Annotated in this window: 24 protein-coding genes and 1 pseudogene; 24 read left to right on the top strand and 1 reads right to left on the bottom strand. The window is 60.1% G+C overall.

Annotated elements, in window-relative coordinates:
- Positions 1-4: 4 nt before the first annotated feature.
- From rpmH to TO66_RS31545, 24 genes and pseudogenes are all read left to right on the top strand, one after another.
- Complete coding sequence (rpmH, locus tag TO66_RS33125) at positions 5-139, top strand: 50S ribosomal protein L34 (protein WP_003213577.1); 135 nt, start codon at positions 5-7, stop codon at positions 137-139.
- Between the two features lie 16 nt (positions 140-155).
- Positions 156-557, top strand: a complete 402-nt coding sequence (gene rnpA, locus TO66_RS33120) for a ribonuclease P protein component (protein WP_218187722.1) — start codon at positions 156-158, stop codon at positions 555-557.
- Positions 550-795, top strand: coding sequence for a membrane protein insertion efficiency factor YidD (gene yidD / locus TO66_RS33115; protein WP_010465488.1), 246 nt, complete (start codon positions 550-552; stop codon positions 793-795). The genes rnpA and yidD overlap by 8 nt, the downstream gene beginning before the upstream one ends.
- Before the next feature lie 2 nt (positions 796-797).
- Positions 798-2,480 (top strand): membrane protein insertase YidC, encoded by a 1,683-nt coding sequence (gene yidC / locus TO66_RS31645; protein WP_044465907.1) that lies wholly within the window; start codon positions 798-800, stop codon positions 2,478-2,480.
- A gap of 92 nt (positions 2,481-2,572) precedes the next feature.
- Positions 2,573-3,943 carry a tRNA uridine-5-carboxymethylaminomethyl(34) synthesis GTPase MnmE gene (mnmE, locus tag TO66_RS31640; protein WP_044465906.1) on the top strand — a complete coding sequence of 457 codons (1,371 nt, stop codon included), beginning with the start codon at positions 2,573-2,575 and terminating at the stop codon, positions 3,941-3,943.
- A 566-nt stretch (positions 3,944-4,509) separates the two neighbouring features.
- Positions 4,510-6,402 carry a tRNA uridine-5-carboxymethylaminomethyl(34) synthesis enzyme MnmG gene (gene mnmG / locus TO66_RS31635; protein WP_044465905.1) on the top strand — a complete coding sequence of 631 codons (1,893 nt, stop codon included), beginning with the start codon at positions 4,510-4,512 and terminating at the stop codon, positions 6,400-6,402.
- A complete protein-coding gene (gene rsmG / locus TO66_RS31630) occupies positions 6,399-7,043 on the top strand; it encodes a 16S rRNA (guanine(527)-N(7))-methyltransferase RsmG (protein ID WP_044465904.1) in 645 nt (214 codons plus the stop codon). Before mnmG ends, rsmG begins: the two co-directional genes overlap by 4 nt.
- A gap of 18 nt (positions 7,044-7,061) precedes the next feature.
- Positions 7,062-7,859 (top strand): ParA family protein, encoded by a 798-nt coding sequence (locus tag TO66_RS31625; protein WP_044465903.1) that lies wholly within the window; start codon positions 7,062-7,064, stop codon positions 7,857-7,859.
- Between the two features lie 9 nt (positions 7,860-7,868).
- Positions 7,869-8,741 carry a ParB/RepB/Spo0J family partition protein gene (locus TO66_RS31620; protein ID WP_044465902.1) on the top strand — a complete coding sequence of 291 codons (873 nt, stop codon included), beginning with the start codon at positions 7,869-7,871 and terminating at the stop codon, positions 8,739-8,741.
- Between the two features lie 148 nt (positions 8,742-8,889).
- Complete coding sequence (locus tag TO66_RS31615; RefSeq protein WP_016703952.1) at positions 8,890-9,297, top strand: F0F1 ATP synthase subunit I; 408 nt, start codon at positions 8,890-8,892, stop codon at positions 9,295-9,297.
- 16 nt (positions 9,298-9,313) lie between these two features.
- On the top strand, positions 9,314-10,183 hold the full coding sequence (gene atpB, locus TO66_RS31610) for a F0F1 ATP synthase subunit A (RefSeq protein WP_044465901.1): 870 nt from the start codon (positions 9,314-9,316) through the stop codon (positions 10,181-10,183).
- Positions 10,184-10,316: 133 nt separating this feature from the next.
- On the top strand, positions 10,317-10,574 hold the full coding sequence (gene atpE, locus TO66_RS33105; protein WP_002555987.1) for a F0F1 ATP synthase subunit C: 258 nt from the start codon (positions 10,317-10,319) through the stop codon (positions 10,572-10,574).
- Positions 10,575-10,631: 57 nt separating this feature from the next.
- Positions 10,632-11,102: a F0F1 ATP synthase subunit B gene (locus tag TO66_RS31600; RefSeq protein ID WP_044465899.1), complete on the top strand. Its 471-nt coding sequence runs from the start codon at positions 10,632-10,634 to the stop codon at positions 11,100-11,102.
- A gap of 12 nt (positions 11,103-11,114) precedes the next feature.
- On the top strand, positions 11,115-11,651 hold the full coding sequence (locus TO66_RS31595; RefSeq protein WP_007924505.1) for a F0F1 ATP synthase subunit delta: 537 nt from the start codon (positions 11,115-11,117) through the stop codon (positions 11,649-11,651).
- A gap of 21 nt (positions 11,652-11,672) precedes the next feature.
- Positions 11,673-13,217: a F0F1 ATP synthase subunit alpha gene (atpA, locus tag TO66_RS31590; RefSeq protein ID WP_044465898.1), complete on the top strand. Its 1,545-nt coding sequence runs from the start codon at positions 11,673-11,675 to the stop codon at positions 13,215-13,217.
- A 50-nt stretch (positions 13,218-13,267) separates the two neighbouring features.
- Entirely contained in the window at positions 13,268-14,128 is an 861-nt protein-coding gene (atpG, locus tag TO66_RS31585; RefSeq protein ID WP_007924507.1) for a F0F1 ATP synthase subunit gamma, read from the top strand.
- A gap of 27 nt (positions 14,129-14,155) precedes the next feature.
- Entirely contained in the window at positions 14,156-15,532 is a 1,377-nt protein-coding gene (atpD, locus tag TO66_RS31580; RefSeq protein ID WP_044465897.1) for a F0F1 ATP synthase subunit beta, read from the top strand.
- A gap of 45 nt (positions 15,533-15,577) precedes the next feature.
- Positions 15,578-16,003, top strand: coding sequence for a F0F1 ATP synthase subunit epsilon (locus tag TO66_RS31575; protein WP_009041460.1), 426 nt, complete (start codon positions 15,578-15,580; stop codon positions 16,001-16,003).
- A gap of 113 nt (positions 16,004-16,116) precedes the next feature.
- On the top strand, positions 16,117-17,484 hold the full coding sequence (gene glmU / locus TO66_RS31570; RefSeq protein WP_044465896.1) for a bifunctional UDP-N-acetylglucosamine diphosphorylase/glucosamine-1-phosphate N-acetyltransferase GlmU: 1,368 nt from the start codon (positions 16,117-16,119) through the stop codon (positions 17,482-17,484).
- Positions 17,485-17,670: 186 nt separating this feature from the next.
- Complete coding sequence (locus tag TO66_RS31565; protein WP_044465895.1) at positions 17,671-18,438, top strand: DeoR/GlpR family DNA-binding transcription regulator; 768 nt, start codon at positions 17,671-17,673, stop codon at positions 18,436-18,438.
- A 10-nt stretch (positions 18,439-18,448) separates the two neighbouring features.
- Positions 18,449-20,281 (top strand): glutamine--fructose-6-phosphate transaminase (isomerizing), encoded by a 1,833-nt coding sequence (glmS, locus tag TO66_RS31560; RefSeq protein ID WP_044465894.1) that lies wholly within the window; start codon positions 18,449-18,451, stop codon positions 20,279-20,281.
- Between the two features lie 234 nt (positions 20,282-20,515).
- Positions 20,516-21,418, top strand: a complete 903-nt coding sequence (locus TO66_RS31555) for a LysR family transcriptional regulator (protein ID WP_044465893.1) — start codon at positions 20,516-20,518, stop codon at positions 21,416-21,418.
- 129 nt (positions 21,419-21,547) lie between these two features.
- Entirely contained in the window at positions 21,548-22,171 is a 624-nt protein-coding gene (locus TO66_RS31550; protein ID WP_044465892.1) for a glutathione S-transferase family protein, read from the top strand.
- 38 nt (positions 22,172-22,209) lie between these two features.
- Positions 22,210-23,082, top strand: a pseudogene (locus tag TO66_RS31545) (pyridoxamine 5'-phosphate oxidase family protein); the annotation flags it as partial.
- A gap of 114 nt (positions 23,083-23,196) precedes the next feature.
- Here the strand turns inward: TO66_RS31545 and TO66_RS31540 are convergent.
- Entirely contained in the window at positions 23,197-24,327 is a 1,131-nt protein-coding gene (locus TO66_RS31540; RefSeq protein ID WP_044465890.1) for a glycosyltransferase family 4 protein, read from the bottom strand.
- Between the last annotated feature and the right edge of the window lies 1 nt (position 24,328).

Raw genomic sequence — 24,328 nt, 5'->3', positions numbered from 1 at the left:
CGACATGAAACGTACTTTCCAACCAAGCACTATCAAACGCGCTCGTACCCACGGTTTCCGTGCTCGCATGGCTACCAAGAACGGTCGTGCCGTCCTGTCCCGCCGTCGCGCCAAAGGTCGCGCGCGTCTGGCAGTTTGATACTCCGGCACTGGAGGTGAGTCAGGACTTCAGTCGGGAAAAGCGTCTGCTTACACCCCGGCATTTCAAGGCAGTCTTTGACTCCCCTACCGGCAAGGTTCCGGGGAAAAATCTCCTGCTCCTTGCGCGTAACAACGATCTTGATCATCCCCGTCTGGGGTTGGTGATCGGAAAAAAGAGCGTCAAGCTCTCCGTTGAGCGCAATCGTCTCAAACGTCTGATGCGTGAATCGTTTCGCCTGCACCAGGATGCTCTGGTCGGCTGGGACATCGTTATCGTCGCGCGCAAAGGTTTGGGCGATGTAGAAAACCCCGAATTGATTCAACATTTCGGCAAGCTCTGGAAACGTCTGGCCCGTAACAAGCCTGCACCAGCAGTCAACACCGAAACTGTGGGGGTAGACAGTACCAATGCGTAAACTGGCACTCGTTCCGATCCAGTTTTATCGCTACGCCATTAGTCCCCTGATGGCCAGTCACTGTCGTTTCTATCCCAGCTGTTCCTGCTACGCGTACGAAGCCATCGAAAATCATGGCCTTCTGCGCGGAGGCTGGCTGACCTTTCGTCGTTTAGGTCGCTGTCATCCGTGGAATCCCGGTGGTTATGACCCGGTTCCGCCTATCCCTACCTCCCGTTCTTCTTCGATGGCCGAGTAATCATGGATATCAAACGCACGATCCTGATCGTCGCCCTGGCAATCGTGTCCTACGTCATGGTCCTTAAATGGAACCAGGACTACGGCCAGGCTGCCCTGCCGACTCAGAATGTTGCTTCCAGTACGACCACACCGGGCCTGCCGGACACCGCAACTGGCAATAGCGCTTCCGCCAGCGACGACATTCCGCGCGCCGCAAGCGATACCAGCGCTCCCGCCGAAGCGCCGGTGGCTGCCAGCAAGGATCTGATCGAAATCAAAACCGACGTGCTCGATCTGGCGATCGATCCACAGGGTGGCGACGTCGCTCAACTGACCCTGCCACTGTATCCACGTCGCCAGGACCGTCCGGATGTGCCATTCCAGCTGTTCGACAACGGCGGCGAGCGGGTTTATCTGGCCCAGAGCGGCTTGATCGGCAGCAACGGTCCGGACGCCAATCCGGCCGGTCGTCCGGTCTACTCCTCGGAGAAGAAGACTTATCAGCTGGCTGACGGTCAGGACCAACTGGTCGTCGACTTGAAGTTCAGCAAGGACGGCGTCAACTACATCAAGCGTTTCACCCTGAAACGTGGCCTGTATGACGTAACCGTTTCCTACCTGATCGATAACCAGAGCGCCCAGCCCTGGTCCGGTGCGATGTTCGCCCAGCTCAAGCGCGACGCTAGCGCCGATCCTTCGTCCACCACCGCTACCGGCACCGCGACCTACCTGGGCGCCGCCCTGTGGACAAGTTCGGAGCCGTACAAAAAAGTGTCCATGAAAGACATGGACAAAGGTCAGCTGAAAGAAACCGTCACCGGTGGCTGGGTAGCCTGGCTGCAACACTACTTCGTGACTGCGTGGATTCCGGCCAAGGGCGAAAACAACATCGTCCAGACCCGTAAAGACAGCAAAGGCAACTACATCATCGGTTACACCGGCCCAGCGCTGAGCGTTGCACCGGGTGCCAAGCTCGAAACCAGTGCTGTTCTGTACGCCGGGCCGAAAAGCCAGGCTGTACTGAAAGAGTTGTCCCCAGGTCTGGAACTGACGGTCGACTACGGCATCCTGTGGTTCATCGCCCAACCGATCTTCTGGCTGCTGCAACATATCCACAGCATCGTGGGTAACTGGGGCTGGTCGATCATCTTCCTGACCATGCTGATCAAGGGGATCTTCTTCCCTCTGTCCGCAGCCAGCTACAAATCCATGGCGCGCATGCGTGCCGTGGCGCCGAAACTGGCAGCCCTGAAAGAACAACATGGCGACGACCGGCAGAAAATGTCGCAAGCCATGATGGAGCTGTACAAGAAAGAGAAGATCAATCCGCTGGGTGGTTGCTTGCCAATCCTCGTGCAGATGCCGGTGTTCCTGTCCTTGTACTGGGTACTCCTGGAAAGTGTGGAAATGCGCCAGGCGCCGTTCATGCTGTGGATTACCGACCTGTCGATCAAGGATCCGTTCTTCATCCTGCCGATCATCATGGGCGCGACCATGTTCATCCAGCAGCAGCTGAACCCGACTCCGCCGGACCCGATGCAGGCCAAGGTGATGAAAATGATGCCGATCATCTTCACCTTCTTCTTCCTGTGGTTCCCGGCTGGTCTGGTGCTGTACTGGGTTGTGAACAACTGCCTGTCGATTGCCCAGCAGTGGTACATCACCCGGAAGATCGAAGCGGCTACCAAGAAAGCAGCTGCCTGACCTACTCTGTGGATAACCACTCAAAACGCCCCCTAGTGGGGCGTTTTGCTATCTGTCTCTTTTGTCTGCCTCTTTAATGTCTGGAGCGGGTTATGAATGTCCCTCGTGAAACCATCGCAGCCGTCGCCACTGCCCAGGGCCGTGGTGGCGTGGGCATCGTGCGGATTTCCGGACCGCTGGCCAGCGTTGCCGCGAAGGCCATCAGCGGTCGTGAGCTGAAGCCGCGCTACGCCCATTACGGAGCGTTCTTCAGTGACCAGGACGAGGTGCTGGATGAAGGCATCGCCCTGTATTTTCCGGGGCCGAACTCCTTTACCGGCGAAGACGTGCTGGAACTGCAGGGCCACGGCGGCCCGATCGTCCTGGACATGTTGTTGCAGCGATGCCTGCAACTGGGCTGTCGCCTGGCGCGGCCCGGGGAATTCAGCGAACGGGCGTTCCTCAACGACAAACTCGACCTGGCCCAGGCCGAAGCCATCGCCGACCTGATCGAAGCCAGCTCCGCCCAGGCCGCGCGCAATGCCCTGCGTTCGTTGCAGGGAGCGTTCTCCAAGCGTGTGCATAACCTGACCGAGCAACTGATCGCGCTGCGCATCTATGTCGAGGCGGCCATCGACTTTCCCGAAGAGGAAATCGACTTCCTGGCCGATGGCCATGTCCTGCAGATGCTCGATGCCGTGCGGGACGAGTTATCCACCGTGGTCCGCGAAGCCGGGCAAGGCGCGCTGCTGCGGGATGGCATGACCGTGGTCATTGCCGGGCGTCCGAATGCCGGCAAATCCAGCCTGCTCAATGCCCTGGCCGGGCGCGAGGCAGCGATTGTCACCGATATCGCCGGCACCACCCGGGATGTGCTGCGCGAACATATCCACATCGATGGCATGCCGCTGCATGTCGTGGACACCGCGGGACTGCGCGATACCGATGACCAGGTGGAAAAGATCGGGGTGGAGCGGGCGCTCAAGGCCATCGGTGAAGCCGATCGCGTGTTGCTGGTGGTCGACGCCACGGCTCCCGAGGCGGCGGACCCCTTCGCCTTGTGGCCAGAGTTCCTGGAGCAGCGTCCGGATCCGGCGAAAGTCACCCTGATCCGCAACAAGGCCGACCTGAGCGCCGAAACCATAGGCCTGGAAGTCAGCGACGACGGCCACGTCACGATCAGCCTGAGCGCCAAGGCTGGGGGCGAAGGCCTGGAACTGTTGCGCGAACATCTCAAGGCCTGCATGGGCTATGAGCAGACATCCGAGAGCAGCTTCAGCGCACGCCGGCGTCACCTGGAAGCCCTGCATCACGCCAGCGCCGCGCTGGAACATGGCCGTTCGCAGCTGACCCTGGCCGGTGCCGGCGAGCTATTGGCCGAAGATTTGCGCCAGGCTCAGCAATCCCTGGGGGAAATCACCGGTGCTTTCAGCTCAGATGACCTGCTGGGCCGGATCTTCTCCAGCTTCTGCATCGGCAAGTAACATCCTCTTTCAGACAGAACGAACAGGCTCGCCGTGATCCGTAGGGATCACGGCTAAAAGCCCCTCCCGCGTATTTCCTCCACGAATTTCGAGCTTGCCGAACGCCATCCAGCGTATCGGCGGCTTCGTCGTGGGCGAAATATGGCCCTCTGCAGCCGAATTCTGTGGATTAAGCCCTGTGAATAACCGCCCCCAGGCTCAGTTGATAACAGGCCCCGAAAAGTGAGGAAAACTCCCTCTGTGGATAAGCACTACTTTAATCCACAGGCTTACACCGGTTATCCAAGGGCCTCATGGCCAGCTAATCACAGACTTTTGAATCGCTGTACACATTGAAAATAAAGGGCTGTGTAAATCTATCCACAGATAGGTGGCTGCCTAAGAATAAACATAAAAACAAAGATTTTATAAATTTCTTTCTTTTTAATTTCTTTTGTCCGCGAGTCATCCACAAGCTGGTTAAATTTTGTGCAAAGGGTTCTTTAGAAAGGGCGAAGACCCTATACTTGTCCGTTATCCCAAGAACCCATTCTTTTTTACCCATATAAGCAGGCACGAGGTGCGTGGTGGATTTCCCTTCCCGTTTTGAAGTGATCGTCATCGGCGGCGGTCATGCCGGTACCGAGGCAGCACTTGCATCAGCACGCATGGGGGCAAAAACCCTATTGCTGACGCACAACGTGGAAACCCTCGGAGCGATGAGCTGCAACCCCGCCATCGGCGGCATCGGTAAAAGCCATCTGGTCAAGGAAATCGATGCCCTTGGCGGCGCGATGGCCATGGCTACCGATAAAGGTGGTATTCAATTTCGCGTGCTGAACAGCCGCAAAGGTCCAGCCGTGCGCGCTACTCGTGCACAGGCGGACCGTGTCCTGTACAAGGCAGCTGTCCGCGAAATCCTGGAAAACCAGCCGAACCTGTGGATATTTCAACAAGCAGCGGATGACCTGATCGTCGAACAGGACCAGGTGCGAGGCGTAGTAACCCAGATGGGCCTGCGTTTCTTCGCGGAATCCGTGGTGTTGACCACAGGAACCTTCCTTGGTGGACTTATCCACATCGGAATGCAGAACTATTCAGGTGGCCGGGCCGGCGATCCGCCTTCGATCGCCCTGGCCCATCGCCTGCGTGAATTGCCGCTGCGCGTCGGTCGGCTGAAAACCGGCACGCCGCCGCGTATCGATGGCCGTTCGGTGGACTTCTCGGTCATGACCGAACAACCGGGTGACACCCCCATTCCGGTGATGTCGTTCCTGGGTTCGAAAGAACAGCATCCACGGCAGGTCAGTTGCTGGATCACCCATACCAACGCCCGGACCCATGAAATCATTGCGTCCAACCTGGATCGTTCGCCGATGTATTCCGGGGTGATCGAAGGTATCGGCCCACGTTACTGCCCGTCGATCGAAGACAAGATCCATCGTTTTGCCGACAAGGAAAGCCATCAGGTCTTCATCGAACCCGAAGGCTTGACCACCCACGAGCTGTACCCGAACGGGATATCCACATCCTTGCCGTTCGATGTGCAGTTGCAGATCGTGCAATCGATCCGCGGCATGGAAAACGCTCACATCGTGCGTCCCGGCTATGCCATCGAGTACGACTATTTCGATCCGCGCGACCTGAAATACAGTCTGGAAACCAAAGTGATCGGTGGCCTGTTCTTCGCCGGTCAGATCAACGGCACCACCGGTTACGAAGAAGCCGGCGCCCAAGGTTTGCTGGCCGGCGCCAACGCGGCATTGCGCGCGCAGGGCAAAGACAGCTGGTGCCCGCGTCGTGACGAGGCCTACATCGGTGTTCTGGTCGACGACCTGATTACCCTGGGTACCCAGGAACCGTATCGGATGTTCACTTCCCGCGCCGAATACCGCCTGATCCTGCGCGAAGACAATGCCGACCTGCGTCTGACCGAGAAAGGTCGGGAACTGGGTCTGGTCGACGATGTCCGTTGGGCGGCGTTCTGCAAGAAGCGCGAAGGCATTGCCCTGGAAGAGCAGCGCCTGAAAAGCACCTGGGTGCGCCCGGGGACCGAACAGGGTGATGCGATCGCCGAAAAATTCGGCACGCCGCTGACCCATGAGTACAACTTGCTGAATCTGCTGAGCCGTCCGGAAATCGACTACGCTGGTCTGGTCGAAGTGACCGGGCAGGGCGCGGAAGATCCACAGGTCGCCGAGCAGGTCGAAATCAAGACCAAGTACGCCGGTTATATCGATCGCCAGCAGGACGAAATCGCTCGCCTGCGGGCCAGCGAAGACACCAGGCTGCCTGTGGATATCGACTACACCACCATCTCCGGCCTCTCGAAAGAGATCCAGAGCAAGCTCGGCGCCACCCGCCCTGAGACCCTGGGCCAGGCGTCGCGGATTCCGGGCGTTACGCCAGCAGCCATTTCGCTGTTGATGATTCACTTGAAAAAACGCGGCGCGGGCCGTCAGTTGGAGCAAAGCGCTTGAGTTCGCAGGTCACCCCGCAACATGCAGAAGAGTTATCCACAGGTGCTCGCCAACTCGGTGTCAACCTGACAGAAGCCCAGCACGGATCGCTGCTGGGGTATCTGGCCCTGTTGATCAAATGGAACAAGGCTTACAACCTGACCGCGGTGCGCGATCCGGATGAAATGGTCTCGCGTCACCTGCTCGATAGCCTGAGCGTGATGTCGTTCATCGAAAACGGACGCTGGCTGGATGTCGGCAGCGGTGGCGGGATGCCGGGTATTCCCTTGGCTATCCTGTTTCCGGACTCCCAGGTGACCTGCCTGGACAGCAACGGCAAGAAAACCCGCTTCCTGACCCAGGTCAAACTCGAATTGAAACTGGACAACCTGCAGGTTATCCACAGCCGCGTCGAAGCTTTCCAGCCGCAACAGCTGTTCAACGGGATCATTTCCCGGGCTTTCAGCAGCATGGAGAACTTCACCAACTGGACCCGCCACCTCGGCGACCGGGATACGCGCTGGCTGGCAATGAAGGGCGTTCACCCCGCCGATGAGCTGGTAGCATTGCCGGCAGACTTCCACCTCGATAGCGAACACGCCCTGGCCGTACCCGGTTGCCAAGGCCAACGCCATCTGCTGATACTGCGCCGCACGGCATGATTGGGAACACAAGCAAGAATGGCTAAGGTATTCGCGATAGCGAACCAGAAAGGTGGTGTGGGCAAGACCACCACCTGCATCAACCTCGCAGCATCGCTGGTGGCTACCAAGCGCCGCGTGCTGTTGATCGATCTTGATCCACAAGGCAACGCCACCATGGGTAGCGGTGTGGATAAACACAGCCTGGAAAACTCGGTCTACGACCTGCTGATCGGTGAATGCGATCTGGCGCAGGCTATGCACTACTCCGAGCATGGCGGTTATCAACTGCTGCCGGCGAACCGCGACCTGACCGCGGCGGAAGTCGTCCTGCTGGAAATGCAGATGAAGGAAAGTCGTCTGCGCAGTGCCCTGGCGCCGATTCGGGAAAACTACGACTACATCCTGATCGACTGCCCGCCGTCGCTGTCGATGCTCACCCTCAATGCGTTGGTCGCCGCCGATGGGGTGATTATCCCCATGCAGTGCGAGTACTACGCCCTCGAAGGCTTGAGCGACCTTGTGGATAACATCAAGCGCATCTCCGAACTGCTGAATCCGAACCTCAAGGTCGAAGGCCTGCTGCGCACCATGTTCGATCCGCGCCTGAGCCTGATGAACGATGTCTCCGCGCAACTCAAGGAACATTTCGGCGATCAGCTGTACGACACGGTGATCCCGCGCAATATCCGCCTGGCGGAAGCCCCGAGTTACGGCATGCCGGCGCTGGCCTACGACAAGCAGTCGCGCGGCGCCATCGCTTATCTCGCCCTCGCTGGCGAGATGGTCCGCCGGCAACGCAAAAATTCACGCACAGCCGCTGCCCAGCCAACTTAAGGAATCCCCATGGCCGTCAAGAAACGAGGTCTCGGACGTGGACTGGATGCACTGTTGAGTGGTCCGACTGTCAGCGCGCTGGAAGAACAAGCGGTTCAAGCCGATGCGCGGGAACTGCAGCACCTGCCGCTGGACCTGATCCAGCGTGGCAAGTACCAGCCGCGCCGGGACATGGATCCGCAGGCGCTGGAAGAACTGGCGAGCTCGATCAGGACCCAGGGCGTGATGCAGCCGATCGTGGTGCGTCCGATCGGCTCCGGGCGTTACGAAATCATCGCCGGCGAGCGGCGCTGGCGCGCCAGCCAGCAGGCGGGCCAGGAAACCATCCCGGCGATGGTCCGCGATGTGCCGGATGAAACCGCCATCGCCATGGCGCTGATCGAGAATATCCAGCGCGAAGATCTCAATCCCATCGAGGAAGCGATTGCCCTGCAGCGCCTGCAGCAGGAATTCCAGCTGACTCAGCAGCAGGTTGCCGAGGCTGTGGGCAAGTCCCGGGTCACGGTAGCCAACTTGCTGCGCCTGATCGCTTTGCCTGAAGTGATCAAGACCATGCTGTCCCACGGCGACCTGGAAATGGGGCATGCCCGTGCTTTGCTCGGTTTGCCGGAAAATCAACAGGTTGAAGGGGCGCGACACGTTGTCGCACGAGGTCTCACCGTGCGCCAGACCGAAGCCCTGGTTCGCCAGTGGTTGAGCGGCAAGCAGCAGCCTGCCGAACCGGTCAAACCCGACCCGGACATCGCCCGACTGGAACAGCGCCTGGCCGAGCGCCTAGGCTCTGCGGTGCAGATTCGTCACGGGAAGAAAGGGAAAGGTCAGTTGGTCATTGGGTATAACTCCCTGGATGAGCTTCAAGGCGTTCTCGCACACATCCGCTGAAACATTTCCTTATGTAGCGCGCAGTCGGAAATCACTACCCGGCAGTTGAATAGGGGCTGAACCGCCCCTATACTCTGCGCGCATTTTGTCGGCACAAATTATGCCAAGTTATTGAATTCTGGCAGCCGACCCATGAGGAGCAAGAGTGATGGAAACCCGCACGCCAAACCGCTTGCCGTTCCATCGCTTGGCGGTTTTCCCGGTTTTATTGGCTCAATTGGTCGTTTTATTGCTGGCCGCCTTGGCGCTCTGGCAATGGCATGGAGTCGTAGCCGGATATTCAGGCCTTTGCGGGGGACTGATAGCCTTGCTTCCCAATGTGTATTTCGCTCACAGGGCATTTCGGTTTTCCGGCGCCCGAGCAGCTCAAGCCATCGTCCGGTCTTTTTATGCCGGCGAGGCGGGCAAACTGATTTTGACGGCAGTGCTCTTTGCATTGACGTTCGCAGGTGTGAAGCCATTGGCGCCGCTAGCTGTATTCGGCGTCTTCGTGCTGACCCAACTGGTCAGCTGGTTCGCTCCCCTGCTTATGAGAACAAGACTTTCGAGACCTTAGGGCGTTTGAGGCAACCATGGCAGAAACAACCGCTTCGGGCTATATCCAGCACCACTTGCAGAACCTGACCTTCGGTCAGCTACCTAATGGCGGCTGGGGCTTTGCCCACTCCGCAGCAGAAGCCAAAGAAATGGGTTTCTGGGCATTCCACGTCGATACCCTCGGCTGGTCTGTGGCGTTGGGTCTGATCTTCGTTCTTCTTTTCCGCATGGCGGCCAAGAAGGCAACTTCCGGTCAACCAGGTGCATTGCAGAACTTCGTCGAAGTACTGGTCCAATTCGTCGATGGCAGCGTGAAAGACAGCTTCCATGGCCGTAGCCCGGTGATCGCACCGCTGGCACTGACCATCTTCGTCTGGGTGTTCCTGATGAACGCCATCGACCTGATCCCGGTCGACTGGATTCCTCAGCTGGCCATCCTGATCTCCGGCGATCAGCACATTCCTTTCCGTGCCGTATCGACTACCGACCCGAACGCGACCCTGGCCATGGCCTTCTCGGTGTTCGCGCTGATCATTTTCTACAGCATCAAGGTCAAGGGCATCGGCGGTTTCATCGGCGAACTGACCCTGCACCCGTTCGGCAGCAAGAACATCTTCGTTCAGGCCCTGCTGATTCCGGTGAACTTCCTGCTTGAATTCGTGACGCTGGTGGCCAAGCCAATCTCCCTGGCACTGCGTCTGTTCGGCAACATGTACGCTGGCGAACTGGTGTTCATCCTGATCGCCGTGATGTTCGGCAGCGGCCTGCTCTGGCTCAGCGGCCTGGGCGTGGTGCTGCAATGGGCGTGGGCTGTATTCCACATCCTGATCATCACCCTGCAAGCGTTTATCTTCATGATGCTGACCATCGTCTACCTGTCGATGGCGCACGAAGAGAACCATTAAGACCGGTCTCGACCAGTCTGATGTCCCTCCCGATCAAACGGGAGGGGGCCCGTCTAGGGCACGATGAAACGATTTGTTTTACCGCTTTAATCTAAAAAACCTAAACCATACGACGTAAAAGTCGGGAGGAAAGATGGAAACTGTAGTTGGTCTAACCGCTATCGCTGTTGCACTGTTGATCGGCCTGGGTGCTCTGGGTACTGCCATTGGTTTCGGCCTGCTGGGCGGCAAGTTCCTGGAAGGCGCTGCGCGTCAGCCAGAAATGGTTCCAATGCTGCAAGTTAAAATGTTCATCGTTGCCGGCCTGCTCGACGCCGTAACCATGATCGGCGTTGGTATCGCTCTGTTCTTCACCTTCGCGAACCCCTTCGTTGGTCAACTCGCTGGCTAATCACTCGAGTATTCGAGTTGATTGGTGTGATGGACAACGAACGAGCGAGGTGTTGGCGTGAACATTAATGCAACCCTGATTGGCCAGTCCGTTGCGTTCTTCATTTTTGTACTGTTTTGCATGAAGTTCGTGTGGCCTCCGGTCATCGCGGCTTTGCACGAACGTCAGAAGAAGATCGCGGATGGACTGGACGCTGCCAACCGAGCAGCTCGCGACCTGGAACTGGCCCAAGAGAAAGCGGGTCAGCAACTGCGCGAAGCGAAAGCTCAGGCAGCCGAAATCATTGAGCAAGCCAAGAAACGCGGTAACCAGATCGTCGAAGAGGCTGTTGAAAAAGCCCGTGTCGACGCTGACCGTGTGAAGGTCCAGGCTCAGGCCGAGATCGAGCAGGAACTGAACAGTGTCAAAGACGCGCTGCGTGCCCAACTGGGTGTGCTGGCCGTTGGCGGCGCCGAGAAGATCCTGGGCGCCACAATCGATCAAAACGCGCACGCGGAGCTGGTTAACAAACTGGCTGCTGAAATTTAAGCGAGGGCGATCATGGCAGAACTGACCACGTTGGCCCGACCTTACGCTAAGGCGGCCTTCGAGCACGCTCAGGCCCACCAGCAGCTGGCCTCTTGGTCAGCCATGCTCGGCCTGGCTGCAGCGGTGTCGCAAGACGACACCATGCGGCGCGTGCTCAAGGCCCCGCGACTGACGAGCGCAGACAAGGCCGCCACGTTTATCGACGTGTGCGGCGACAAGTTCGATGCCAAGGCACAGAATTTCATCCACGTCGTTGCCGAAAACGACCGTCTCCTGCTTCTGCCGGAGATCGCCGCTCTGTTCGACCTGTACAAGGCCGAGCAAGAGAAGTCGGTAGATGTGGAAGTCACCAGTGCTTTTGCGTTGAACCAAGAACAGCAAGACAAACTCGCCAAGGTTCTCAGTGCACGACTCGACCGGGAAGTGCGCCTGCAAGTTGCGGAGGACGCTGCCCTGATTGGTGGTGTCGTCATCCGCGCCGGCGACCTGGTTATCGATGGCTCGATTCGCGGCAAAATCGCGAAACTTGCCGAAGCATTGAAATCTTGAGTTTGAAGGGGCAGCAGAGCAATGCAGCAACTCAATCCTTCCGAAATAAGTGAAATTATCAAGGGCCGCATCGAAAAGCTCGATGTGACCTCTCAAGCCCGTAACGAAGGCACTGTCGTCAGCGTTTCTGACGGTATCGTGCGGATTCACGGTCTGGCCGACGTCATGTACGGCGAGATGATCGAGTTTCCGGGCAGTGTCTACGGTATGGCACTCAACCTCGAGCAAGACTCCGTAGGTGCCGTGGTACTGGGCGCCTACACGACTCTGGCCGAAGGCATGAGCGCCAAGTGCACTGGCCGCATCCTGCAGGTTCCGGTTGGTAAGGAACTGCTGGGTCGCGTCGTCGACGCACTGGGTAACCCAGTTGACGGTAAAGGTCCGCTGAACAACACCGAGACCGACGCGGTCGAGAAAGTTGCTCCAGGCGTGATCTGGCGTAAGTCGGTAGACCAGCCTGTACAGACTGGCTACAAGGCTGTCGACGCCATGATCCCGGTCGGCCGTGGCCAGCGTGAGCTGATCATCGGTGACCGTCAGATCGGTAAGACCGCTCTGGCGATCGACGCGATCATCAACCAGAAAGACAGCGGCATCTTCTGCGTATACGTAGCAGTGGGTCAGAAGCAATCGACCATCGCCAACGTGGTTCGCAAGCTGGAAGAAAACGGCGCCCTGGCCAACACCATCATCGTGGCTGCCAGTGCTTCCGAATCCGCTGCCCTGCAATTCCTGGCTCCTTACGCCGGTTGCACCATGGGCGAATACTTCCGCGACCGCGGTGAAGACGCGCTGATCGTTTATGACGATCTGTCCAAGCAAGCAGTGGCTTACCGCCAGATTTCCCTGCTGCTGCGCCGTCCACCAGGACGTGAAGCTTACCCAGGCGACGTGTTCTATCTCCACTCCCGTCTGCTGGAGCGCGCATCCCGCGTTTCGGAAGAGTACGTAGAGAAGTTCACCAACGGCGCGGTAACTGGCAAGACCGGTTCCCTGACCGCACTGCCGATCATCGAAACCCAGGCTGGCGACGTTTCCGCGTTCGTTCCGACCAACGTGATTTCCATCACCGACGGTCAGATCTTCCTGGAATCGGCCATGTTCAACTCCGGCATCCGTCCGGCAGTGAACGCAGGTGTTTCGGTATCCCGTGTAGGTGGTGCCGCTCAGACCAAGATCATCAAGAAGCTGTCCGGTGGTATCCGTACCGCCCTGGCTCAGTACCGTGAACTGGCGGCATTCGCCCAGTTCGCTTCTGACCTGGACGAAGCGACCCGCAAGCAACTTGAACACGGTCAGCGCGTTACCGAGCTGATGAAGCAGAAGCAATACGCGCCGATGTCCATCGCTGACATGTCGCTGTCGCTGTATGCCGCTGAGCGCGGGTTCCTGACTGACGTCGAAATCGCCAAGATCGGCAGCTTCGAACAAGCGCTGATTGCTTACTTCAACCGCGATCACGCCGATTTGATGGCGAAGATCAACGTGAAGGGTGACTTCAATGACGAAATCGACGCTGGCCTGAAAGCCGGTATCGAGAAGTTCAAGGCCACCCAAACCTGGTAAGCCGCAGCGGGGGCCGCGAGGTCCCCGCTTGCTAACCTGATAGGTGTTACATGGCAGGCGCAAAAGAGATTCGCAGTAAGATTGCGAGCATCAAAAGCACGCAAAAGATTACCAGCGCCATGGAAAAAGTGGCGGTCAGCAAAATGCGCAAGGCACAAATGCGCATGGCTGCTAGCCGTCCTTACGCGGAGCGCATCCGCCAGGTTATTGGTCATCTGGCCAACGCCAACCCGGAATATCGCCACCCGTTCATGATCGATCGCGCCATCAAGCGCGTCGGTTATATCGTGGTGAGCAGTGACCGTGGTCTGTGCGGTGGTTTGAATACCAACCTGTTCAAGGCTCTGGTCAAGGACATGGCGGTAAACCGCGAAAATGGCGTCGAGATCGATCTGTGCGTGGTTGGCAGCAAAGGTGCGGCTTTCTTCCGTAACTTCGGCGGCAACGTCGTCGCTGCAATCAGCCACCTGGGTGAAGAGCCGTCGATCAATGATCTGATCGGCAGCGTCAAGGTGATGCTGGATGCCTACCTGGATGGCCGGATTGACCGCCTGTCCGTGGTATCCAACAAGTTCATCAACACCATGACGCAACAGCCTACGGTGGAGCAGTTGATTCCGCTGGTGGCAACCCCGGATCAAGAACTCAAGCACCACTGGGACTATCTCTACGAACCGGATGCCAAAGAGCTGCTCGACGGCTTGATGGTTCGCTACGTGGAGTCGCAGGTCTACCAGGCGGTGGTCGAGAACAACGCGGCCGAACAAGCTGCGCGGATGATCGCGATGAAGAACGCTACCGACAACGCCGGTGATTTGATCAGCGATTTGCAGCTGATCTACAACAAGGCGCGTCAGGCTGCGATCACCCAAGAGATCTCGGAAATCGTCGGCGGCGCTGCCGCGGTTTAACGGTTCAAATATTCAGAGGATCCAGCTATGAGTAGCGGACGTATCGTTCAAATCATCGGCGCCGTTATCGACGTGGAATTTCCACGCGACAGCGTACCGAGCATCTACGACGCCTTGAAGGTTCAAGGCGCCGAAACCACTCTGGAAGTTCAGCAGCAGCTGGGCGACGGCGTGGTGCGTACCATTGCGATGGGCTCCACCGAGGGCCTCAAGCGCGGTCTGGACGTCAACAACACTGGCGCAGCCATCTCCGTACCGGTCGGTAAAGCGACCCTGGGCCGGATCATGGACGTACTGGGCAACCCGATCGACGAAGCTGGCCCGATCGGCGAAGAAGAGCGCTGGGGTATCCACCGCGCCGCCCCTTCCTTCGCGGAACAGGCAGGCGGCAACGACCTGCTGGAAACCGGCATCAAGGTTATCGACCTGGTCTGCCCGTTCGCCAAGGGCGGTAAAGTCGGTCTGTTCGGTGGTGCCGGTGTGGGCAAGACCGTAAACATGATGGAACTGATCCGTAACATCGCCATCGAGCACAGCGGTTATTCCGTGTTCGCCGGTGTGGGTGAGCGTACTCGTGAGGGTAACGACTTCTACCACGAGATGAAGGACTCCAACGTTCTGGACAAAGTGGCACTGGTCTACGGCCAGATGAACGAGCCGCCGGGAAACCGTCTGCGCGTAGCCCTGACCGGCCTGACCATGGCCGAGAAGTTCCGTGACGAAGGTAACGACGTTCTGTTGTTCGTCGACAACATCTACCGTTACACCCTGGCCGGTACCGAAGTATCCGCACTGCTGGGCCGTATGCCTTCGGCAGTAGGTTACCAGCCGACCCTGGCCGAAGAGATGGGCGTTCTGCAAGAACGTATCACTTCGACCAAGCAAGGCTCGATCACCTCGATCCAGGCGGTATACGTACCTGCGGACGACCTGACCGACCCGTCGCCAGCGACCACCTTCGCCCACTTGGACGCCACCGTCGTACTGTCCCGTGACATCGCTTCCCTGGGTATCTACCCAGCGGTCGACCCACTGGACTCGACTTCCCGTCAGCTGGATCCGAACGTGATCGGCAACGAGCACTACGAAACCGCTCGCGGCGTTCAGTACGTGCTGCAGCGTTACAAAGAGCTGAAGGACATCATTGCGATCCTGGGTATGGACGAACTGTCCGAAGCCGACAAGCAACTGGTATCCCGCGCTCGTAAGATCCAGCGCTTCCTGTCGCAGCCGTTCTTCGTGGCTGAAGTCTTCACTGGTTCTCCAGGCAAATACGTTTCCCTGAAAGACACCATCGCTGGCTTCAAAGGCATCCTCAACGGTGACTACGACCACCTGCCAGAACAAGCGTTCTACATGGTCGGCGGCATCGAAGAAGCGATCGAGAAAGCCAAGAAACTGTAATCCCGGCGCCCGGCAACGGGCGCTAATTTAGGTTGAGGCAAGCAGATGGCTATGACAGTCCATTGCGATATCGTCAGTGCGGAAGGGGAAATCTTCTCCGGTCTGGTCGAGATGGTGATCGCACACGGCGAGCTTGGGGATCTTGGTATCGCCCTGGGTCACGCGCCGCTGATCACTAATCTGAAACCAGGTCCGATCCGCTTGATCAAGCAGGGCGGGGAAGCCGAGGTGTTCTACATCTCCGGTGGTTTCCTCGAGGTTCAGCCGAACATGGTCAAGGTTCTTGCCGACACCGTGCAGCGCGCTGCCGACCTGGACGAAGCCTCCGCTCAGGAAGCCGTAAAGGCTGCTGAGAAGGCCCTGAATGAAAAAGGCGCAGATTTCGACTACGGTTCTGCCGCTGCACGTCTGGCCGAGGCCGCAGCCCAGCTGCGCACCGTCCAGCAGATCCGCAAGAAATTCGGCGGCTAAGCCGCGGGATTTCCGCGTGATTGATTAAAAAGGGTAGCCTCGGCTACCCTTTTTATTTTTTGCAATTCATCTCTTGGTCACATCCGCTGACCACCCAGGATTGGTAGCCAGTCATGTCTCTTGAAATCGTTATTCTCGCTGCCGGTCAAGGTACCCGCATGCGCTCGTCGTTGCCCAAGGTCCTGCACCCGGTGGCGGGTAACTCCATGCTTGGCCATGTTATCCACAGCGCGCGACAACTCGATCCACAACGCATTCATGTGGTCATCGGCCATGGCGCCGACGCGGTTCGCGAACGCCTGGCGGCAGACGACCTTAATTTCGTGCTGCAGGACAAGCAGCTCGGCACTGGCCATGCCGTGGCCCAGGCCGTCCCTTTCATCACCGCCGATACCGTGCTGATTCTGTACGGTGATGTGCCGCTGATCGAAGTGGAAACCCTGCAACGCCTGCTCAAGCAAGCCGGCCCGGAACAGTTGGGCCTGCTGACCGTAGAGCTGGCCGACCCGACCGGTTATGGCCGCATCGTGCGCGACGCCGCGGGCAAGGTGGCTGCCATCGTCGAGCAGAAGGACGCCAACGAAGCGCAACGGGCGATTACCGAAGGCAATACCGGCATTCTTGCGGTGCCGGCCAATCGCCTGGGCGACTGGATGAGTCGCTTGTCGAATAACAATGCCCAGGGCGAGTACTACCTGACCGACGTGATTGCCATGGCCGTCAGCGACGGTCTGCTGGTGGCCACCGAGCAACCGCACGACGCCATGGAAGTGCAGGGCGCCAACGATCGCAAGCAGCTGGCCGAGCTGGAGCGCCACTATCAGTTGCGTGCGGCGCGCCGCCTGATGGCCCAGGGCGTGACCCTGCGCGATCCCGCGCGTTTCGACGTGCGCGGCGAAGTCAGCGTCGGCCGCGACGTCCTGATCGACATCAACGTGATTCTCGAAGGCCGGGTGGTGATCGAGGACGACGTGGTGATCGGTCCGAATTGCGTGATCAAGGACAGCACCCTGCGCAAGGGCGTGGTGATCAAGGCCAACAGCCATATCGAAGGCGCGGTGCTGGGTGAGGGCAGCGATGCCGGCCCGTTCGCCCGCCTGCGTCAGGGCACCGTACTGGAAGCCCGCGCCCATGTGGGTAACTTTGTCGAGCTGAAAAACGCCCATATGGGCGAGGGCGCCAAGGCTGGCCACCTGACTTACCTGGGCGATGCCGATATCGGGGCCCGCACCAATATCGGCGCCGGCACCATCACCTGCAACTACGATGGCGCCAACAAGCATCGCACGGTGCTGGGTGAGGATGTCTTCATCGGTTCCAACAACTCCCTGGTGGCGCCTGTGGATATCCACGACGGCGCAACCACGGCGGCGGGTTCGACCATCAACCAGACGGTGGAAAAGGCCCAGCTGGCAGTGGCCCGTGCCCGGCAGAAGAACATCGATGGCTGGAAGCGCCCGGTGAAGATCAGCAAGAACTGAGTTATCCACAACGCAGTGGCCGGTGCTCTCGAAGCTTTCGCGGGCAAGCCTCGCTCATACCTGTAGGAGCGAGGCTTGCCCGCGATGCTTTTATCCATAGATTTTTTTCTTGCGCTGCCTTGACGAATTTCCGGCGATAGGTTTTGATTGCGTCCGTTATCTTTCGAATCGAAACTTAAAGTGCTCATGTCGAAACGCAACACTCCCCAGCGTCGTCACAACATCCTGGCCTTGCTCAATGAGTTGGGCGAGGTGAGCGTGGACGATCTGGCCAAGCGTTTCGAAACTTCCGAAGTTACGATTCGTAAGGACTTGGCAGCCCTGGAAAGCAACGGCCTGCTGCTGCGCCGCTACGGTGGCGCCATCACCATGCCCCAGGAACTGGTCAGCGATATCGGCCAGCCCGTGTCGCGCTACAAGCAGGCCATCGCTCGCGCGGCGGTTGCGCGCATCCGCGAACACGCCCGCATCATCATCGACAGCGGCAGCACCACCGCGGCGATGATTCCCGAGCTCGGCCAGCAGCCGGGCCTGGTGGTGATGACCAATTCACTGAATGTGGCCAATGCCCTGAGCGAACTGGAACACGAGCCGGTGCTGTTGATGACCGGCGGCACCTGGGACCCGCATTCTGAATCGTTCCAGGGGCAGGTCGCCGAACAGGTGCTGCGCTCCTATGATTTCGACCAGTTGTTCATTGGCGCCGATGGCATCGACCTGGTGCGCGGAACGACCACCTTCAACGAGCTGCTCGGCTTGAGCCGGGTGATGGCCGAAGTGGCGCGGGAAGTCGTGGTGATGGTCGAGGCCGACAAGATCGGCCGCAAGATTCCCAACCTGGAGCTGCCCTGGAGCAGCGTCCATACCCTTATTACCGATGATCGCCTGCCTGCAGAGGCCCGCGACCAGATTCAGGCCCGCGGTATCACATTGATTTGCGCGGCAGTCATCTAGGAGAGAAACCATGTGTGGAATTGTTGGCGCCGTTGCTGAACGGAATATCACGGCCATCCTGCTCGAAGGCCTCAAGCGTCTGGAATATCGCGGTTATGACAGCGCCGGCGTGGCGGTCTTCACCCATGACGGCAAGCTCGAGCGCATGCGCCGTCCGGGCAAGGTCAGCGAACTGGAACAGGCCCTGGCCGACGAGCCGCTGGCTGGCCGCCTGGGCATTGCCCATACCCGTTGGGCCACGCACGGCGCGCCCTGCGAGCGCAATGCCCACCCCCATTTCTCCGGCGACCTGGCGGTGGTGCACAACGGCATCATCGAAAACCATGAAGTGCTGCGCGAGCAGCTCAAAGGCCTGGGCTACGTGTTCACCTCGGACACCGACACCGAAGTCATCGCCCACCTGCTGAACCACAAGCTCAAGGACCTGGGCGACCTGACCGCCGCCCTGAAAGCTACCGTCAAGGAGCTGCATGGCGCCTACGGCCTGGCCGTGATCAGCACCAGCCAGCCGGACCGCCTGGTCGCAGCCCGCAGCGGCAGCCCGCTGGTGATCGGCCTGGGCCTGGGGGAAAACTTCCTGGCTTCCGACCAGCTGGCGCTGCGTCAGGTGACCGACCGTTTCATGTACCTGGAAGAAGGCGATATCGCCGAAATCCGCCGCGACAGCGTGCAGATCTGGGATGTCGACGGTAAAGCCGTGGAGCGTGAAACCGTGCAGTACCGCGACGGTGCCGAAGCGGCCGAGAAGGGCGAGTTCCGCCACTACATGCTCAAGGAAATCCATGAGCAGCCTGCCGTGGTGCAACGCACCCTGGAAGGCCGCCTGAGCCCGAACCAAGTGCTGGTCCAGGCCTTTGGCCCGCAAGCCGCCGAGCTGTTCGCCAAGGTGCGCAATGTACAGATCGTCGCCTGTGGCACCAGCTACCACGCCGGCATGGTTGCCCGTTACTGGCTCGAAGAACTGGCCGGGATCCCGTGTCAAGTCGAAGTGGCCAGCGAGTTCCGCTACCGCAAGGTGGTTGTGCAACCCGACACCCTGTTCGTGACCATTTCCCAGTCCGGCGAAACCGCCGACACCCTGGCCGCCCTGCGTAACGCCAAGGAGTTGGGTTTCCTCGCCAGCCTGGCGATCTGCAACGTCGGCATCAGCTCGCTGGTGCGCGAATCCGACCTGACCCTGCTGACCCAGGCCGGTCGCGAGATCGGCGTGGCTTCCACCAAGGCCTTCACCACCCAGCTGGTCGGCCTGTTGCTGCTGACGTTGGCCCTGGGCCAGGTGCGCGGCACTTTGAGCGCGGATGTCGAAGCCACCCTGGTGGAAGAATTGCGGCGCTTGCCGGCTCGCCTGGGCGAGGCCCTGGCGATGGACAGCACGGTGGAAAAAATCGCCGAGCTGTTCGCCGAGAAGCATCACACCCTGTTCCTGGGCCGTGGCGCGCAGTTCCCGGTAGCGATGGAAGGGGCGCTCAAGCTCAAGGAAATCTCTTACATCCACGCCGAGGCTTACCCGGCCGGCGAGCTCAAGCACGGTCCGCTGGCGCTTGTGGATAACGATATGCCGGTGGTCACCGTGGCCCCGAACAACGAGCTGCTGGAGAAACTCAAGTCCAACCTGCAGGAAGTCCGTGCCCGTGGCGGCGAGCTGATCGTGTTCGCCGACGAGAAGGCTGGCATGGCCAATGGCGAAGGCACGCATGTTATCCACATGCCGCACATCCACGACATCCTCTCGCCGATCCTCTATACCCTGCCGCTGCAATTGCTGTCGTACTACGTGGCGGTGCTCAAGGGCACTGACGTCGACCAGCCGCGCAACCTGGCGAAGTCGGTAACGGTGGAATAAGTTATCCACAAGGCGGCGCAAGGTTCGATCTTCAGCTATCGAACCTTGTGCCGCCTTTGCGTTTTTCCCTTCCCTAGCCATGACCTGGCTCGGTGCGCCCCGTCCGGGCCACCGTCAACTTATCCACAAGTTGCTCCTATCCTCGCCCTCGCTGGAGATTTCCGTTCGCCTGCGTTTTGTGGTGAGCGGCAGGATGCGGATAAGCTGTGGCCTCGTTGATCCGGAGCAGCGCCCGTGGACCGATTCCAGGAAATGCAGGTGTTCATCAGCGTTGCCCAGGAGCAGGGCTTCGCTGCCGCGGCCCGGCGCCTGGGGTTGTCGGCGCCCAGCGTGACCCGCGCGGTGGCGGCGCTGGAACAGCGCATCGGCACCCCCTTGCTGACCCGCACCACGCGTAACGTGCTGCTGACGGAAGCCGGCCAGCGTTACCTGGAAGACAGCCGGCGCATCCTCGCCGAGTTGCAGGACGCCGAGGCCTCGGCCGCCGGCATTCATGCCCTGCCGCGGGGGCCGCTGACAATTACCGCTCCGGTGTTGTTCGGCGAGTTGTTCGTCACGCCGCTGATGGTGGATTACCTGCAGCGCTTTACCGAGGTCAGCATCAACGCCCTGTTGGTCGACCGGGTGGTGAACATGCTCGAGGAGGGCGTGGATGTCGCGGTGCGTATCGGCGAGTTGCCCGACAGCGGCCAGCACGCAATGCGCGTCGGCGAGGTGCGCCGGGTGGTCTGTGCCGCTCCGGCGTTTCTCGCTCGCCATGGCCGGCCGCGACATCCCCAGGAACTGCGCCAGGCGACGGTGATCGCGCCGTCCTCGATCGGCCAGTCGAAAAGCTGGCTGTTCGACGACGCTGGCACGCCCCTGAGCGTGCGGGCGGAGCCACGGCTGGTGGTCACCGCCAACCAGGCGGCGATCAACGCCGCTTGCCGCGGGCTGGGGCTGACCCGGGTGCTGTCGTATCAGGTGGCGGACAAGGTGGCGGCCGGAGAACTGGAGATCGTGCTGGCGGAATACGAGCTGGCGCCGTTGCCGATCCATGTGGTGTACCAGGGCGGGCGCAAGGCGTCGGCGCGGGTGCGCAGTTTCGTCGATTTTGCGGTGCAGGCGCTGCGCGAGCACCCGGCGTTGCAACCCTAGGGCGATCATTTCACTGGCTGAAATGATGGATTGTGTTTTCTGGGGATTCTGTTGTTCCGAGGGGCGAGGGAAGATGATGGCCGTTCGTGCTGCTCAGGTGAGCGGCACCCTTGCCCGACGGAGTCTGCCATGCAAGCCATCAAGCTCTACAACTTTCCCCGTTCCGGTCATGCCCATCGCGTCGAGCTGATGCTGTCGCTGCTGGAGCTGCCTTTCGAGCTGATCTTCGTCGATCTGGCGAAAGGCGAGCACAAACAAGCGGCGTTCCTCAAGTTGAATGCGTTCGGCCAAGTGCCGGTGATCGACGATCAGGGCGTGGTGCTGGCCGATTCCAACGCGATCCTGGTGTACCTGGCGCAGAAATATGGCCAGGGTCGCTGGCTGCCCAGCGATCCGGTGGGCGCGGCGCGGGTCCAGCGCTGGCTGTCGGTAGCGGCGGGGCCGATTGCCTTCGGCCCGGCGGCGGCGCGTCTGATCACGGTATTCGGCGCGCAGCATAACGCCGAAGAAGTCATCGCCCGTTCCCATGCGCTGCTCAAGGTGGTCGAGCAGGAGCTGGCCGCCAGCTCTTACCTGGCGGGCAACGAACCGACCATCGCCGATATCGCCGGCTACAGCTATATCGCCCACGCCCCTGAAGGCAACGTGTCGCTGGCGGATTATCCACAGGTGCGCGCTTGGCTGGCGCGTATCGAAGCCTTGCCTGGTTTCGTCGGCATGCCGCGCACGGCGGCAGGCCTGCAAAGCGCCTGAACCCGTAACGCTGCGTCGGCGACGCAGGGGAGAGCAGCATGAACACCGATTCCCCCTGGCATGCGGGCGAAAAGCGCTTGCAGCGCCATGTCGGCGTCGCCGAACGCATGGAAGGTTTCGGACGCAAGGTGATCCGCAGCGAGATGCCCGATCAGCACCGGCAGTTTTTCCAGCAGCTGCCGTTCATGCTGCTGGGGGCTGTGGATAACCAGGGCAACCCCTGGGCCAGCGTGCTGGAGGGGCCTGAGGGCTTTGCCCACTCGCCCACGCCCGGGGTGTTGCGGCTCGACAGCCTGCCCGCCGCCGAGGATCCGGCGCAGGTGGCGGCAGGCGCGGCCATCGGCCTGCTGGGCATCGAGCTACACACCCGGCGGCGCAACCGCCTCAACGGGCGCATCACGCAACTGGACGAGCAGGGCTTTGCGCTGGGTGTCGAGCAGTCGTTCGGCAATTGCCCGCGTTATATCCAGTTGCGCCAGTTCCAGTCGGTGCCGCTGGCGGCGAATCGGCCCGTGCAGCGCCTGGATGGCCTGGACGCGGCAGCGCGGGCCATGATCCGCACCGCCGATACGTTCTTTGTCGCCAGTTATGTGGAGGTGGAGGGCCGATATTGGGTCGATGTATCCCATCGGGGCGGCCCAACGGGGTTCGTGCGGGTCGAAGGCAACCGGCTGAGCATTCCGGATTTCGCCGGCAACCTGCACTTCAACACCTTGGGCAATCTCTCGCTCAACCCTCGCGCCGGCCTGTTGTTCATCGACTTCAGCCGCGGCGACCTGCTACAGCTCAGTGGCCGTGCCGAAGTGGTTCTCGATGGCCCGCACATCGCCACTTTCCCCGGCGCCGAGCGCCTGTGGCACGTCGAGGTCGAACAGCTGGTGCGCCGCCCGGCTGCCCTGGCCCTGCGTTGGCACCTGACGGATCAGACGTAGGAGCGAGGCTTGCCCGCGAAAGGGCCGTACCTGATCTCGCGCGGTGTCTGTATCGCGAACAAGCTTCGCTCCTACAGATTGGCGTTTGGAGGATCAGGCGTAGGACAGGGCCTTTTCCTCCAGCAGCTCGTGGTACAGCTCGTTCCATTTGCGGCCCATGTCGTCGGCGGTGAACAGTTGCCGGTAGCGGGCTTCGGCCTTGAGCCCCATCTGCGCGGCCTGTCCGGGGTTGTCCCAGAGCTGGCGCATGGCGGCGCGGAAGGCCAGGGGATCGCTCGGTGGCACCACCAGGCCGGTTTCGCCATGGATATTGATGTAGCTGGTGCCGGTGCCGATTTCGCTGGAGATCATCGGCTTGCCGTACATCGCGCCTTCGAGCAGGGAGATGCCGAATGCCTCGGAGCGCAGGTGCGAAGGGAAGACGATCGCATAGCTCAGTTGCAGCAGGGCGACCTTGTCTTCGTCCCCCAGGCGGCCGAGGAAATGCAGGTTGCGCAGGCCCAGCGCCGCGGCCTGGGCATGCAGTTCGGCCTCCAGCGGGCCGGCGCCGACGATCACCACCGGATAATCCACGTCCTTGAGGGCGTCGAGCAGGATGTGCAGGCCCTTGTAGTAGCGCATCACCCCGACGAACAGGAAGAAGCGTTCGCCCAGGCGCTGGCGCCAGTGATTCATGCGTTCGTTGTCGGGCTGTGGATAACCGGCCTTGTTCAGGCCATAGGGGATGACCCGCGTCTTGTCCCGGAAGCGTTGCAGCACATCACTGGTGTGCAGGTAGTTCGGCGAGGCGGCGACGATCCGGTCGACGCTGCCCAGGAAGCGGTTCATCAAGGGGCGGTACAGCTTGAGCAGGTGGCGCTGGCGAATGATGTCGGAGTGGTAGGTGGCCACGCAGGGCTTGTCCAGGCCACTCATGAAGTGCACCACGTCCATGAACGGCCAGGGGAAGTGGTAATTGACCACGTCGGCCTCGGCGGCCATCTCGCGAAACTGCTTGAACACGCTGTAGGAGAAGCCGGTGGAGGCGAACTGGATGTCCAGCCTGGCGCGGTGTACCTCATGGTGGCCGAGCTTCAGCACCCTGGGTTGCGGGTTGGTACTGAGGGTCAGGACCTGGCCGTCGGTGCCGTGCAGGGCACCGCTTTCGCATAGCTGAAAAATGACCTGTTCGATGCCGCCGACCGAATCGGGCAGATAGGTTTTGAAGAAGTGCAAGACGCGCATA

It is taken from the genome of Pseudomonas sp. MRSN 12121 (assembly GCF_000931465.1).
Lineage (GTDB): Bacteria > Pseudomonadota > Gammaproteobacteria > Pseudomonadales > Pseudomonadaceae > Aquipseudomonas.
This window is presented reverse-complemented; position numbering and strand designations above follow the sequence as displayed.